Origin of the sequence: Psychrobacter immobilis (genome assembly GCF_003148585.1) — a bacterium.
Classification (GTDB): domain Bacteria; phylum Pseudomonadota; class Gammaproteobacteria; order Pseudomonadales; family Moraxellaceae; genus Psychrobacter; species Psychrobacter immobilis.
In genome coordinates, this window is record NZ_QGGM01000002.1 from 19,195 (window position 1) to 33,697 (window position 14,503).

A 14,503-nucleotide genomic window follows, 5' to 3' on the forward strand; every position below is an offset into this window, starting at 1 on the left:
AACTCAATATGAGATTCAATTATCTTGCATAATTAATAAAATAGTTGGTTAAAGCCATTGTGTTTCAAAGCTTTTTAAGCATCAGCCATGCCTGTGTCAGCGATGCTTAAGTATGCTGTAAGTCATTAAAATGACTGGAAAAATAGCTCTGCAAGAAGTCTTTGAAAGCAATGGTAGCAGGCGATAACGCACGAGAAGAACGCTGATAGATAAAAAACTGCCGCATTTTAACGGGTTGTGCCAGCGGTCTCATTTGTAAACCATTGGCGCTAACCCAGTCGATGACTTCGGGCATATAGGGCAAACATAAGGTAATGCCGAAGCCTTGACGGGTCATCTCAAGCGCGGTGGACATAAAATTGACCTTGTAACGTGCCTGTTGGATATGGCTGGCGATCTGGTCACCCAACTCGGCTGTCACTTGTTCAATGAAAGGGCCTTGCAGCGTGATGAGCGGAATGTCTAATAAATCCTGCCACGTTATTTCATGCTTTTGTGCCAGCGCGTGGTTGTCAGGCATCACCACACAAAATGGCAGTTGATATAATAAATCAGCATTGATGTCATCCTCAGCCTCCATAAAACCAAGCTCAGTACCGACACCCAAATCTACTTCAATGTCCTGAATATGTCTGAGTAAGTTTTCTGCCGAACAATCTAATAGCGATACGCCAATCTCGGGGTATTGTTTGGAGAACTGGGCGATGACTGCTGGCATAGAGGAGGCTGCGAACTGCGAGACAGCAAGCCGTACTTGACCTTGCGCCAAGCTTGTTAAGCTGCTCGCCTCATTTTCAAACAGCTGCATCTCATTCAAGATACGCCGTGCTTGCGGCAATAAATGCCGTCCTACTACCGACAAAGACAGCTGGCGGGTAGTACGGTCGAACAGCACAATACCGAGGCTGGACTCCAATTCTTTAATCAAGCCGCTAACGGCAGATTGGGTCAAATGCATCTGATCGCTGGCACGGGTAAAACTGCCATTGTCAGCGACTTGAATGAAAGCGGTTAATTGGCGAATGCTGATATTCATAAGTAAACCTGATAAATAAATCATAAAAAACAATTAGTCTTATAAATAAACCTAATCTAATATAAATACATCGTCAATAAGAATTATTGATTGAAGACATTTTTTATCGCATTTTTACCACCAATTGAAATTAAGGATGATTACAATGGCAGATTTATTTGACAACCCAATGAGCCTGAATGGGTTTGATTTTGTTGAATTCGCCTCACCTCAACCAGATGCGGTCGACGCATTGTTCAAACAGCTTGGCTTTGCCCATGTCGCTAACCATCGCTCAAAAGATGTAGCGCTATACCGTCAAGGTGACATCAATCTTATTCTAAATCGTGAACCAAAAAGCGAAGCCAGCTATTTCGTTGAAGAGCATGGTGCTGGTGCTTGTAGCATGGGTTTTCGTGTGCAGAATTCCAAAAAAGCTTATGAGCGTGCCATCGAAATGGGCGCGCAGCCAGTAGACGTACCCACTGGTGTGATGGAGCTGCGCCTGCCTGCTATCAAGGGTATCGGTGGCTCACTGATTTATCTCATCGATCGTTATAAAGATGGTGAGTCTATTTATGACGTCGATTTCGAGTTTTTTGCTGATGTAGACCGTCGTCCTGTCGGGCATGGTTTCAAAGTCATCGACCATTTAACCCATAACGTTTACCGTGGTCGCATGGCTTATTGGGCAAACTTTTATGAGCGCATCTTTAACTTCCGCGAAATCCGCTTTTTTGACATCAAAGGTGAATATACGGGTTTGACCAGTAAAGCCATGACAGCGCCTGATGGCAAAATCCGTATTCCATTGAACGAAGAGTCAAAGCAGGGCGGCGGTCAAATTGAAGAATACTTGATGCATTTCAACGGTGAAGGTATTCAGCATATTGCTTTAGCCAGCGATGATTTGTTTGCCAGCATCGATAAATTAAAAGCAGCGGGTATCCCGCTCATGACTGCTCCAACCGCGACTTACTATGAAATGCTGAGTGAGCGTCTACCAAATCATGGCGAAAATGTCTCTGAGCTACAGATGCGCGGTATCTTGTTAGATGGCACCACTGAAGGCGGCACACCGCGTCTGCTGCTACAAATTTTCTCTGAAACTATCTTAGGTAGCCCTGTCTTCTTCGAGTTTATCCAGCGTAAAGGTGATTACGAAGATGGCTTTGGTGAAGGTAATTTCAAAGCCCTATTTGAATCCATCGAGCGCGATCAAGTCCGTCGTGGCACGGTTGGTCAGCCAGAAACTGAAACACCGTAAGCGCCTCTACATTTAGGGAAAAATCCATAAAATAAACGGGCAGGGCAAAAGGAGTTTGTCTTGTCCCTAATAACCACTGCGCTCTGTAATGCCGTGTGTTCAATGCGATGACTGAGCTATGGTTCAGTCATGATTGAAAACGACTAGCAAAACTCAGAGGGCCATTCAGAACGCTAATGGCAATAAAAGGAATACAGGCATGGAACGCCTACCACATACGAATTCTGTTAATAAAGCTATTGGTGCCAACAGCGTTGCTTGCAAAACGCTAGGCACTGATGCCAGTCACGATGATTCTGCTTATAAAAAGCAGGATTCTATGCCTAAAAAACAACCTTACGTGTCGCATCAGCCAGATAGCCATGGTCATATTCACTATAGTGATGATGAAAATGGTATGTGGCAGGCATTGCTTGAGCGTCAAGCCGAGCAAATACCTAACCGTGCCTGCCCAGCCTATCTAGACGGTTTAAAAAAGCTGAATTTGCCCGCTACGCGTATTCCGCAATTGCATGATATTGATGCAGTATTGCAAGCCACGACTGGTTGGCAAACTGCCGCTGTCCCTGCATTAATCAGTTTTGGTAAGTTTTTTAAATTGCTTGCCAATAAATCCTTTCCGGTAGCAACTTTTATCCGTCGATTTGATGATATGGACTATATCGAAGAGCCTGATATTTTTCATGAAATCGTTGGACATTGTCCGCTTTTAACCCATCCTGCCTTTGCGACGTTCAATGAAACTTATGGCAAGCTGGGTCTTAATGCCACTAAAGAAGAACGGTGGTTTTTGGCACGGCTCTATTGGTTTACCATCGAGTTTGGCTTGGTGGGACAAAATCAGAGCAGTCGCCGTATCTATGGCGGTGGCATTTTAAGCTCACCGTCTGAGACGGTTTATGCACTCAATGCTGGTTCTGAGAAGCAAGCAGAACCTCAGCATAAACCAGAGCACCGAGCGTTTGACTTGCTTGATGTGTTGCGTACCCCTTATCGTATCGATCATATCCAGCCGATTTATTATGTCATTGATGATTTGGATACATTATTTGATATCGTCAATAGCGATATCATGGGAATGGTCAAACAAGCCATGTCGCTAGGATTGTTCGAGCCTAGTTATGCAGTAAAAAACGCCTAATGCATGGTTAAGACAAACGGCATCATTTAAATGATGTAGCCGTAAATGACAGCGTCAACATGGACGTAACTGTATTAAACATAACAGTATTAAAAAAATGAATAGTTAACATAAAAGGACATTATAATGACGACATTATCACAAGCCAGCTGTGAGGCCTGCCGCATTGGCGCGCCAACGGTCAGCGACATCGAAGCACAAGAGCTATTACAGCAAATTCCAGATTGGTCATTGATCGAGGTTGATGGCATCAAGCAATTACAACGTCAATATAAATTCAAAAACTTCGTCAAGGCGATGGAGTTTGCCAACCAATTAGCAGACATCGCCGAAGCAGAAGGGCATCATCCTGGCATATTGGTAGAGTGGGGTAAAGCCACCGTAACGTGGTGGTCACACAGCATCAAAGGTCTGCATCGCAATGATTTTGTCATGGCAGCTAAGACCGATAGTCTGCTGGATCAATAATGAGGGTAGCAATCGCTATTGCAACTCATTAAACTTGTCCGACTCAAAGCCAACCCTAACGCCAGATTTGACTGGCAAGCTAAGGATGTGTGATGCCTCCAAAAATATTAACCCAAATTTCACCTCAACTGGCATTTATGATTTCTGCCATTGTCATCGCTATTATGGGCGTTACCATGATAGGTTTTGGCTGGGTACCGCATTTATCATTGATACTCGCCATTTGTGTCTTGCTGGGCATTGGTCTGTTTAAAGGCTTGACCTTTGATGACATGCAAGCGCAAATGGCATCGGGTGTCATGCGTGGTATCGGTGCGATCTATCTATTCTTCTTTATTGGCTTGATGGTCGCCGCTTTAATGATGTCTGGTGCTATTCCAACGCTGATGTATTTTGGTTTTCAGTTGATATCGCCAGAGTATTATTACATTTCAGCCTTTGTATTGACCTCCATTATTGGTATTGCCTTGGGCAGTAGTTTGACCACCGCGGCGACATTGGGCGTGGCTTTTATTGGTATGAGCAATGCCTTTGATGCCAACGTGGCGATTGCGGCTGGTGCGGTGGTTTCAGGGGCGTTTTTCGGTGATAAAATGTCGCCGTTATCAGACACCTGTACCATTGCTTCATCGGTGGTGGGTATTGATTTGTTTGAGCATATTCGCAATATGATGTATACCACGGTACCAGCGTGGATACTCACGGTCATTATTTTTTGGTTTTTTTCTGGGCAGACCGCAGGCTCTGACTTGAGTCAAGTAACCGTATTGCAAGGTCAGTTAATTGAAAGTGGCTTGGTACATGGTTATGCGGTATTGCCATTTGTGGTACTGGTTGGGTTGGCGGTTTTTCGTGTCAATGCCATTTATACGATTATCTGTACCATTGTGGCAGCATTGATTATTACTTATTTGCACAGCTCGCCGAGCTTTGGACAATTAGGCGGCTATTTATTTGCAGGCTATGCACCAGCTGAATCGTTAGAGCTGGGTGAAGTCGGTGGTATGCTATCGCGTGGCGGTGTGCAGAGTATGTTCTTCACTCAAGCGATTGTGATATTGGCACTCAGTCTTGGTGGCTTGCTCACAGCATTGGGTATTTTGCCAGCACTGTTATCAGGGATTAAATACACATTAACCACATCAGGACGCGCCATATTTGCCGCTGCCATGTCTGCTCTGAGTATTAACGTGCTTATTGGCGAGCAGTATTTGAGTATTTTATTATCTGGTACTGCCTTTCGTCCGACGTTTGAGCGTTTGAATTTACATCCTAAGAATCTGTCTCGTACCATTGAAGATGCAGGTACGGTCATCAATCCTCTAGTGCCTTGGAGTGTGTGCGGCGTGTTTATCAGCCAAGCATTAGGCGTGCCCGTGCTTGATTATCTGCCTTATGCGTTCTTCTGTTATTTATCGCTGTTACTAACGATATTGTTTGGTTTTACGGGAATTACCATCAGCCGACTCAAGAGTCAGTGACCTAAAAAACTTTTGTCTCTAAACTCTGCATTAAAACGCTAGGGCTTGTGTCTTCTAAGACAACATAACAAGCCCTAGTTTTTATTTATACCCTTGCAATCATTTGAGACAAGCTGATAGGTGTTGAGTACGATATACCAGATTTGCAGCTTGCTAAGTTGAATAGTAGGTGGTGTACAGGGGATTAAAAACGTTTGTTCAAGAGATTGAGCAGACGTTTTTTTGTTTCTTTCAATAATACTTGTACAGTCATCGCTTCGGCATAGATAGCCGTTACTGACGTTGGTATTCGACAGCTCTTCGGTGATTAAAGAAATAAAAACGAATAAAAACCCAATCAGCTTATCTTAACTCATCGAAGTGTTCTTCATTGATATGAATAATGGTTTGTGCGAGTTCAAAAATGATAAAGAATTATGCTTGTATTTAAGGGTTACTTGTCACAGATAAAAAAAATGGGTCGTATATATACTTCCAAGCAACAGCGAACGGAAATAAAAAGAATGGTATTTTAAGTTAATGATAATTGTTTTTATTATCGTTTACGAGTAAAATCGGTTTTTATTGGCTGTCCAATATAAACACAACGATTTAAATTAATGATGAGTACCGATATGTTACGTGCAAACCAATTGACCATCAGTCGCCAAGGTAATACCTTACTAGACAATGTAAGCTGTGAGATTGATAGCAACCAATTGGTCGCTTTGGTTGGACATAATGGTTCAGGAAAATCGACTTTAATCAAAGCGCTGGCAGGCGAGATGATGAGTAGTGGCGGTAGCATCAGCTTGGATGAGCGCCGTATCAGTGATTACAGTAGCAAAGCGCTAGCACGACAAATGGCATATTTGCCACAGCAACTACCAGAAGCCGCTGGGTTTTCAGTACGTGAGCTGGTCATGCTAGGACGTTATCCGCATCAAAAATGGCTGCAAAAGCCCAACCAAATGGACAAAGATAAAGTAATAGAAGCCATGCGCATCACCCAAACAGAGGCGTTCGCTGACCGCATTACGGCCACGCTTTCAGGTGGTGAGCGTGCTCGCGTTTGGCTTGCTATGTGTCTGGCACAAGACACCAGATATTTATTACTTGATGAGCCATTAGCCGCGCTTGATATGCACTATCAGCTTGAAGTTATCCAGCTTATACGTCGTTTGGTGGATGAGCAGGGCTTGAGTGTGGTTATTATTTTGCATGATATTAATTTGGCCGCGCAGTATGCGGATCGAGTTATCGCCTTAAAAAACGGTCGTATTTGCCATAATGGTGATATCGGCAGCACCATGCAACCGACAGTATTGCACAAGATTTTTAACGTCGATATGCAGCTGCTTAGTCATCCTATAACGGGGCAGCCAGTCGCCGTTGCGTAGTAGGGCATATCATCAATCTGAACGAAAATGAATAAGTAGGCTAAAAATGGTTAAATTTTTATAACTATTTTTAAAATGAGGGCATGCCCTAGTATTTGCCTCATCTTTTTCATTTCTTATTTTCTCTTATTCGCGCAAAAGATAGGCCGCTATGTTTCCTGCTCTTTATAAATATCTGTTCTCTTTAATAGCCATAAAACCTTGTATAAAAGCTGGCTCAAATCTCACTATCAGTAAATATAAGTGGTTGCCGCTTATAGCAAGCTTAACACTGACCGCCTGTCACCAACCAATAACGTCACAAAAAGACGCTCAAGTGGGCAATGCAGATAACGCTAACATCAATATAGTCTCACCTGATTGGGGCAATGCGGCAACCTTGACCGCTATGGGTTACCCCCCGATAGCGACGGGTGATGCGAGGGTGTGGGACAGATGGGTAGGTACGCCTGAATTGCCAACCTCAATCATTGATTTGGGCATTCGCTATCAGCCTAATGCGGAATTGGTTGCCCAATTGCCTGTCGATTTGGTCGTCGATAACTTCTTTTATGAGCATGCCCGCAATCTCTATGAAGATGTGCCTTCTGAGTCGATCATGTTCGCCGCTAAAGGTGATACTGCAACTTGGGCAGATTATACTGAGCCGACTCGTCAGTTGGGACAGCTAATTGATGAACCAGCCTTGGCTGAAAGCTATATTATAAAAAGTCAGAAAGATATCAAACTGGCAAGTGAGCGTCTGCAGCAGCGCTATCCAAAAGTAAAGAGATTTGCCGTTGTACAGTTTGCTGATGCTAATAACATGCGTATGTATGTCAAAAATAGTTTGTTTCAGCCCGTGCTAAGTCAGATGGGCAAAGAGCTTGATGTATTAGGCAAAGGCAATCAATGGGGGTTTGTCCCCATTCGAATGGGCGACTTGGCTCAATTGGATGATGAGACCTGCCTATTAATCATCGACCCTTTAAGCCCGATAACCCGAGCTGAGATTAAAGACAGTTTGGTTTGGCAGCGTCTAGGCTATGGCGACGAGCGCTGCGTGGGTGAGCTGCCACCCATATGGATTTATGGTGGCATGTCGTCACTGGTCGGCTTGGCAAATAATTTATCAACAGTGACATTAAAAGGTGGGGCAGCATCATGACTATCAATACTGCCGCACAGACTCATCACTCTCATACCAATAATATTACTGATTATGTCAAACCTATGACTTCACTTGCAGCGTCTCAGTCGCCCACATTGAAAAAACCATCAGAGCAACACTCTAAGCTCATGCAAAAACCTCCCAATCCAGCACCAAAATTACCTCGGAAATCACCTTCGGTATTTGCAGATACATGGCGCATCTGGGCAGTAATGATTATCCTTGTAATATTGTCAGTATGGAGCACATGGTTATTAATCAATCAAGAGTGGACACGCCCACTCAGTGACTTGTTTATTCCAAGCTCGCAATTGGATATTATCAGTCTTGCAACGCAGCTGCATATAGTGGCGACCAGCATAGTGGCGCTATTGGCAGGTGGTCTGCTTGGGGTTGTCAGTATTTTGCTACAGCAATTGGTCAAAAATCCATTGGCGTCAGACACCACATTGGGCGTCGGCGTTGGTGCACAATTGGCCATGCTCATTGTGACCTTGTTTTTGCCAAGCTTAGCGATTTATGGCGGACTTTATGTGGCCTTTGTCGGCGCGCTGATTAGCATGGGACTGGTCTTTGTATTGTCAGCACCCAGTCGTTTTAATCCGCTCATTTTAATATTGGCAGGCTTGGTGGTAAACATTCTACTTGCCGCCGTTGCCAATGTTTTGGTGTTGTTTTTTGCTGAACGTAGTAATGGTATGCTGTCGTGGGCGGCGGGATTTTTGGCACAGAATAGCTGGCATACCAGTACGATGCTAGCGATAACGGCCGTCGTGATGGCGGTTGTCTGTCTACCCTTGTTAAAACCATTAACCTTGATGAGTCTCGATGACTCACAAGCCAAGCGCTTGGGCGTGCCGATTAACGGTATCCGTGCATTGGTGGTGCTTATTGTGGCAGTTGTTACCGCTTTGGTGGTTAGCGAAGTTGGTCTAATCGGTTTTATCGGTCTTGGCGCTGCCAGTCTGGTCAATGCGCTGGGAGTTGCTTCTATTAGCAAACGTCTGCTTGCAGCCTTTGTCTTAGGGGCGCTGCTTTTATGGCTGACTAGCAATGTTGCTTTATTACTCGAACCCATCCTAAATATGCAAATTCCAGCAGGGGCAATGACAGGTATTCTTGGTGCACCACTGATTATCTGGCTGATTTTGCGTCAGCGCCGCGAGCGGATAGAAACAGTGACTCCAATGCTAACGGGCAAGCATGCACCTGTGGCATGGTGGCGCTGGGGTCTTGGCGTGGTAATGATAATTATAGTTGCCTGTGTTTTTGTCCAAGACGTCAGTGGCTGGGGACTAAGTACCGATTGGGCGATCACCCAGCAGTATCGGCTACCGCGCAGTTTGAGCGCAGCGGCAACGGGTCTGATGTTGGCCATTGCTGGTGTGTTATTGCAAACGCTCACCCGCAACCCGATGGCAAGTCCAGAAGTATTGGGTGTGAGCTCGGGCGCGGCGCTTGGGGTTATCTTAGGGTTTTTACTGCTACCAAGCTTAGGGCTATCTGCCGGAGCTGGTACTTTATTAATCTCAGGATTATCAGGAGCGATGGCTGTGTTATTACTGGTGATTTGGCTGGCACGCAAGGTAAGCTCTGGCTATCTATTGCTGGTCGGTATCGGTATTGCCGCGATGATGGATGGGGTGATGCACATGGTCAAGCTGTCTGGCGACCCTCGTTTAGAGGCGATGCTTAGCTGGCTATCGGGAACCACTTATAGCGCTCAGCCTAGCACGGTGTGGTATCTTATCGGCATTGCTCTCATCCTATTTGCCCTCAGCTTACTGCTTATCAAACCCTTAAGAGTGCTTGGTTTGGGTACGGGAGTCGCTCGTAATTTGGGGGTAGCAGTGACACCAGTGACACTCGCGTTATTGGTGTTGGTGGCGGCGCTAAGTACTGCCAGTACGCTTGCGGTTGGGCCATTGAGTTTCATTGGTCTAATGGTGCCACATTTGGCGACGTCACTCGGTGCGGTAAGGCTTGAGCGCCAATTGCCATTAGCGGCTTTGTTAGGCGCAGGGGTGATGGTAATAGCAGACTGGATTGGGCGTTATGTCATTTTCCCTTATGAGCTGCCTGCGGGTACGATTGCGGCTATCATTGGTGGTGCGTACTTTTTATGGCTGATTCGTAAAGTGCCAGTCGCAGTAAGTGAATAGTTTTTATAGGAAATTAATGACTGACGAATAACTATAATCAGCCATCATGATCAGTCATTAATACATACCGTCCAGCGCTTAAATAGCGCTATATCTTAAAATCACCAATGTTCGTCATATTCAGTAAGTCATTTGACATTACTTTTGAGGGGTTTTAATCTTTTTTATTCAAGCTCTTTTTTAATAAATGATCGAATATAAACGGACCAAGGGGCAAAAAGGATCCGAGTACCCCTGCTGGCATCGCCCAAAGCGGCATTTTGATTTTGGTGGTGGCTATCAACAGGATTAAAATATACGCGATGAACAATCCGCCATGAGCCATCCCTATATAGGTGACCGCTTCTGCAATACCCATCATGTACTTTAGCGGCATGGCGATGCAAAGTAATAATAAGAAGGACGTACCTTCTAAGTAACCCATGATCGTAAGAATCTTTAATACAGAGTTCTGATCTTTTGTGAGATGAGGTGTTTCTGTGATAGTTGTCTGAGCCTGCGACACTATATCTTCCTTTTGTTTATAATAAATAAGGTAAGGGTTTTTCAATGTCGCTATGATACTGGCTTTGTTCAATGCTTTGAAGTATTAATTTTACCAACCCTTAATAGAGATCAGTAACGAAACTAAATGACTCTTGATGTCAGTGATTCTAAGGCTACTGATCTCGTTTTAACTGTGAAAAAATATATGACTGCTTACTCCCTTTCTTGTCTTTACTCTTTTCGTCGCTGTCCTTATGCCATGCGCGCGCGTCTCGGTCTGTTGTTTGCCGAGTTGCCAGTAGAGCTACGGGAGATAACGCTAAAAAATAAGCCTGCGCACATGCTAGCGATTAGCCCAAAAGGCACCGTGCCAGTTTTACAACTCGCTGATGGTGTTGTGATTGAAGAGAGTCGGGAAATAATGGAGTGGGCGCTTGAACAGCAAGTTCCACAAGAGCTGATGAACCCTAAGACTTTGCATCAAGGTAATACGTTAATTGAGCAAAACGATCAGGAGTTTAAGTATTGGCTAGATCGCTATAAATATGCTGACCGTCATCTTGAAATGACCCAAACAGAATATCGGCAAAAAGGAGAAGCATTTCTACAGATTTTAGAAGAGTTGCTTACTAAAAATACTTATTTGCTAGGAGACAGTGTGACCATTGCCGATATCGGCATTATGCCATTTGTCCGCCAATTTGCTCATGTAGATCGCGACGTTTTTTACAGTTTGCCTTATCCTAAACTGCAAATATGGCTAAAAAACTGGCTAGCGCATCCATTATTTATACAAGCCATGACCAAGTTTCAACCTTGGCAAGATGGCGATGAGCCAGTGATTTTCCCTTCTTAGCAAAAGTGGCTCACTCATTTCTTTGTAAATATTTCATCAATCTATTTTAGATATGTCTAGCAAGAATCCACGCGTCATTAAACAATCTCTAATAGTGAGGGAGTTGTCTACCCTCATCATTTTGATAGACCTCAACAGTACTATTCTCAAAATAAATATCAATCTATGGTGGTTTGATAGCCGCTTTTCATAACCTTTATATCAAAAGAGTTGAATGCCTATTGTGTACACTTGTACTCTTAGGTTAGAATGAACATAAGTGTATCATTATATAAATATTCTTGAGTGACCTCTATTACGAATTGATTGGCATGGTTGTTAAAGTAACTTTTATACGAGTATGAATATAAGAGTGCGCAAACAACGAATCCACGTGCTAATTATAGTGACGCCGATGGCTTTGCTTTTTATATGCGATAACCACTTAATTCATCCCTAATCCCAACATTTACGAAGGACTGTTTGAAATGTTAAAAAGTGCCATTAAAGAGACTGAATTAGAAAAAATCGATATCATATTAGTAAAAAATATTTTAGAGGTTGGTATTCAAGATGATTATGCTGACAAGATAGCGGCTGATTATATCGAGACGTTAGCCCGCGCAAAAAGTGATAAAAATAGTCTCTTATATAAATCATCTAAGGTAAAAGAGTGCTATAGACAGTCGGATCTGCATAAATCTATCAACCGTATTATTTATAAGATCGAGCCTTTAAGGGTTGCTATTATGCGTGAAGGCCTAGCATTGCAGCAGGCAGTGGCTGAAGGCAATAAGGAGATAGCTGATGAGATTATTAAGGTTGTCGTTAGAATGAAGCTAGAAAAAAGTAAGCTTGAGAAAAATCTTAGCGCACTTATGGGTAACGTAAAAAAGCTTCAGCTCGCTAGCTAATAAAATAATAACAAAGCAAGGCTATGCTTGAAAGTGGCGTCAGCCTTTTTGAGCTACTTAGCCAAGCTGCGTCTGGTGCACCCGCTGACCATCTAGGAGCGTTCAGATCGTCAAAAGCCAGCCTTCACGCAAAAACCTTTGCGGTAGATGGAAAGCGCATTTTTATTGGCTCGTTCAATTTTGACCCCCGTTCGACTGCGCTCAATACTGAAATGGGTTTAATGATCAACAGTGAACAGATGGCACAGAAACTGCACAAAGCATTTGACGAGGACATGGTTGGTCTCACTTGGCGAGTAGAGCAGCGTAATGGAAGGCTCGTCTGGATCGATTCCTATACTGGATCGATGAGCATCTCGGAGCCTGGACAAAGTGCCCTGCGTAATATTATCTTGACGATAGTAGGGTGGTTACCAGTTGAGTGGCTTTTGTAGCTATAGAGAATAGTACTATATATGATGAACAGTGCTATATAGGATCATGAGCTATAATATCCAATATCTGGCACATTCATTCAGTAATGTGATAAATATAAAAAATTGGCTAATGCTATATGTGACTATGTGACTATGTGACTATGTGACTATGTGACTATGTGACTATGTGACTATGTGACTATGTGACATAGTGCTTGGAATGTTTTTACGTTCTTTTAATTAAAAAAAGCAGCGGTGCTACAACTATTAATCATTATTTTTACTATTTTTTAAGATGATTTGTTAGCGTCTCTATCCTGCTTGTTTTTAATCGTTTATGCTGAGGTACTTTACAAATACTCACTAAGATATCTAAAAAATAATTAAGGAGAATTTATGCATATCACTGCTAATTTCGATGCTGGTAATATTGAGGTTATTAATTTAGAAGATAAAAAAAATATCCAATTGGCTATTCGTCCGGACGTCGGTGGCGAGTTTTTTCAATGGTTTAATTTTCGCCTGACAGGTCAGGTTGGCGAGCAATATGTGCTCAATATCATGAATGCAGGGGATGCGGCATTTCCTGCAGGGTGGGAGAATTACCAAGCGGTGGCGTCGTACGATCGCGACTATTGGTTTCGTCTGCCCACCTCTTATAAAGACGGCAAACTAACCATAACGGCAGAGTTGGAATGTGAAACCATTCAAATTGCTTTTTTTGCCCCTTACAGTGATGAGCGTCATCAAGATTTATTAGCAGCAGTACAAATGCATCCTTTGGTCACGTTAGAGCATTTGGGAGAAACCCTTGATAAGCGTGATTTAACCTTAGTCAAAATTAGTGATGGCGCTAGCAATAGCGATGCGCCTAAACGCAATATTTGGATTACGGCACGTCAACATCCTGGTGAAACGATGGCTGAATGGTTGGTCGATGGTCTATTGCATAGCCTGTTAGATGGTGATAATGCCACGGGTAAATTATTATTAGATAAAGCTAACTTTTACATCGTGCCCAATATGAACCCAGATGGCAGCGTGCGCGGGCATCTGCGTACTAATGCAGTTGGGACTAACCTAAACCGTGCTTGGTCAAATTCAAGTTTGGAAACCAGCCCAGAAGTCTTTCATGTCATTAATAAAATGGAAGAGACGGGTGTTGACCTGTTTTATGATGTACACGGTGATGAAGAAATACCTTTTGTGTTCCTTGCTGGCTCGCAGGGTACACCAAATTATAGTGACCGCCTCGCACGTCTACGCGATAGATTCTCAGAAGTGTTAAAGATCGCCAGTGCTGACTTTCAGACGGAAGAAGGCTATGACGTAGATGCACCGGGTACAGCGAATATGACGCTTGCGACTCACTGGGTTGCCGAACGCTTTGACTGCCTTGCCAATACCTTGGAGATGCCATTTATAGACAACAATAATGTCCCCGATGCGGATACAGGTTGGTCACCAGAGCGCTCTATGAAATTAGGGGAAGCCTCATTAGTGGCTATGTTGGCAGTCGTGGATGATTTACGTGAGTGAATCATTTAGGTGGATTGTTTGGGTTATGAAATCAGTCCATCCACTCAAGGATTACTTGTTCAACACTCTCTATGCCATTCCAAATTTCCTTAGATACGCCATCAGGTTGATCTGCTGCCAGACCTTGCGAGTGCCAGAACGGCACTTGCAATCCTACCGGACGCGCTCACTCTTACCGATATAACAATCGTTATGCTAACTGTGCTGTGAGCGTTTGGGTGGGCGAATTTTGCTCATAACGCTCTTTTCC

At 43.7% G+C, this 14,503-nt stretch carries 12 protein-coding genes and 1 pseudogene; 11 read left to right on the plus strand and 2 right to left on the minus strand.

The window, feature by feature from the left end; all coding sequences use genetic code 11:
- Positions 1-106: 106 nt before the first annotated feature.
- Positions 107-1,036, minus strand: a complete 930-nt coding sequence (locus C8D84_RS02120; protein WP_109590060.1) for a LysR family transcriptional regulator — start codon at positions 1,034-1,036, stop codon at positions 107-109.
- Positions 1,037-1,181: 145 nt separating this feature from the next.
- Between C8D84_RS02120 and hppD the strand changes: the two genes are divergently transcribed.
- The 7 genes from hppD to fhuB all read left to right on the plus strand — a co-directional run bounded on the left by hppD (position 1,182) and on the right by fhuB (position 10,063).
- Entirely contained in the window at positions 1,182-2,282 is a 1,101-nt protein-coding gene (hppD, locus tag C8D84_RS02125; protein WP_045447873.1) for a 4-hydroxyphenylpyruvate dioxygenase, read from the plus strand.
- Between the two features lie 199 nt (positions 2,283-2,481).
- Entirely contained in the window at positions 2,482-3,423 is a 942-nt protein-coding gene (gene phhA, locus C8D84_RS02130) for a phenylalanine 4-monooxygenase (protein WP_109589686.1), read from the plus strand.
- A gap of 126 nt (positions 3,424-3,549) precedes the next feature.
- Positions 3,550-3,891 (plus strand): 4a-hydroxytetrahydrobiopterin dehydratase, encoded by a 342-nt coding sequence (locus tag C8D84_RS02135; protein ID WP_109589688.1) that lies wholly within the window; start codon positions 3,550-3,552, stop codon positions 3,889-3,891.
- A gap of 92 nt (positions 3,892-3,983) precedes the next feature.
- Entirely contained in the window at positions 3,984-5,372 is a 1,389-nt protein-coding gene (locus tag C8D84_RS02140; RefSeq protein WP_109589690.1) for a Na+/H+ antiporter NhaC family protein, read from the plus strand.
- 614 nt (positions 5,373-5,986) lie between these two features.
- Complete coding sequence (locus tag C8D84_RS02145; RefSeq protein WP_109590062.1) at positions 5,987-6,751, plus strand: ABC transporter ATP-binding protein; 765 nt, start codon at positions 5,987-5,989, stop codon at positions 6,749-6,751.
- Positions 6,752-6,902: 151 nt separating this feature from the next.
- Entirely contained in the window at positions 6,903-7,898 is a 996-nt protein-coding gene (locus tag C8D84_RS02150) for an ABC transporter substrate-binding protein (RefSeq protein WP_109589691.1), read from the plus strand.
- Positions 7,895-10,063 carry a Fe(3+)-hydroxamate ABC transporter permease FhuB gene (fhuB, locus tag C8D84_RS02155; RefSeq protein ID WP_228244426.1) on the plus strand — a complete coding sequence of 723 codons (2,169 nt, stop codon included), beginning with the start codon at positions 7,895-7,897 and terminating at the stop codon, positions 10,061-10,063. The genes C8D84_RS02150 and fhuB overlap by 4 nt, the downstream gene beginning before the upstream one ends.
- 154 nt (positions 10,064-10,217) lie before the next feature.
- Here fhuB and C8D84_RS02160 read toward each other — a convergent pair whose 3' ends face one another.
- Positions 10,218-10,568, minus strand: a complete 351-nt coding sequence (locus C8D84_RS02160; protein ID WP_109589693.1) for a DUF3817 domain-containing protein — start codon at positions 10,566-10,568, stop codon at positions 10,218-10,220.
- Between the two features lie 186 nt (positions 10,569-10,754).
- On the opposite strand from C8D84_RS02160, the gene C8D84_RS02165 reads away from it, so the two are divergent.
- The 4 genes and pseudogenes from C8D84_RS02165 to C8D84_RS02180 all read left to right on the plus strand — a co-directional run bounded on the left by C8D84_RS02165 (position 10,755) and on the right by C8D84_RS02180 (position 14,253).
- Positions 10,755-11,405, plus strand: coding sequence for a glutathione S-transferase (locus C8D84_RS02165; protein ID WP_109590066.1), 651 nt, complete (start codon positions 10,755-10,757; stop codon positions 11,403-11,405).
- A 467-nt stretch (positions 11,406-11,872) separates the two neighbouring features.
- The gene (locus C8D84_RS02170; RefSeq protein ID WP_109589695.1) at positions 11,873-12,298 is read left to right on the plus strand and encodes a hypothetical protein; all 426 of its coding nucleotides are present in this window, start codon (positions 11,873-11,875) and stop codon (positions 12,296-12,298) included.
- 113 nt (positions 12,299-12,411) lie between these two features.
- A pseudogene (locus tag C8D84_RS14005) lies at positions 12,412-12,538 on the plus strand (phospholipase D-like domain-containing protein); the annotation flags it as partial.
- A 572-nt stretch (positions 12,539-13,110) separates the two neighbouring features.
- Positions 13,111-14,253: a M14 family metallopeptidase gene (locus C8D84_RS02180; RefSeq protein ID WP_109589699.1), complete on the plus strand. Its 1,143-nt coding sequence runs from the start codon at positions 13,111-13,113 to the stop codon at positions 14,251-14,253.
- Positions 14,254-14,503: the final 250 nt, after the last annotated feature.

Bases quoted from the DNA above. Each gene is read 5' to 3' on its own strand.
- C8D84_RS02165 (WP_109590066.1), top strand. From the start codon at position 10,755: ATGACTGCTTACTCCCTTTCTTGTCTTTACTCTTTTCGTCGCTGTCCT.
- C8D84_RS02135 (WP_109589688.1), top strand. From the start codon at position 3,550: ATGACGACATTATCACAAGCCAGCTGTGAGGCCTGCCGCATTGGCGCG.
- C8D84_RS02145 (WP_109590062.1), top strand. From the start codon at position 5,987: ATGTTACGTGCAAACCAATTGACCATCAGTCGCCAAGGTAATACCTTA.
- C8D84_RS02180 (WP_109589699.1), top strand. From the start codon at position 13,111: ATGCATATCACTGCTAATTTCGATGCTGGTAATATTGAGGTTATTAAT.
- C8D84_RS02170 (WP_109589695.1), top strand. From the start codon at position 11,873: ATGTTAAAAAGTGCCATTAAAGAGACTGAATTAGAAAAAATCGATATC.
- C8D84_RS02120 (WP_109590060.1), bottom strand. From the start codon at position 1,036: ATGAATATCAGCATTCGCCAATTAACCGCTTTCATTCAAGTCGCTGAC.
- hppD (WP_045447873.1), top strand. From the start codon at position 1,182: ATGGCAGATTTATTTGACAACCCAATGAGCCTGAATGGGTTTGATTTT.
- phhA (WP_109589686.1), top strand. From the start codon at position 2,482: ATGGAACGCCTACCACATACGAATTCTGTTAATAAAGCTATTGGTGCC.
- fhuB (WP_228244426.1), top strand. From the start codon at position 7,895: ATGACTATCAATACTGCCGCACAGACTCATCACTCTCATACCAATAAT.
- C8D84_RS02150 (WP_109589691.1), top strand. From the start codon at position 6,903: ATGTTTCCTGCTCTTTATAAATATCTGTTCTCTTTAATAGCCATAAAA.
- C8D84_RS02140 (WP_109589690.1), top strand. From the start codon at position 3,984: ATGCCTCCAAAAATATTAACCCAAATTTCACCTCAACTGGCATTTATG.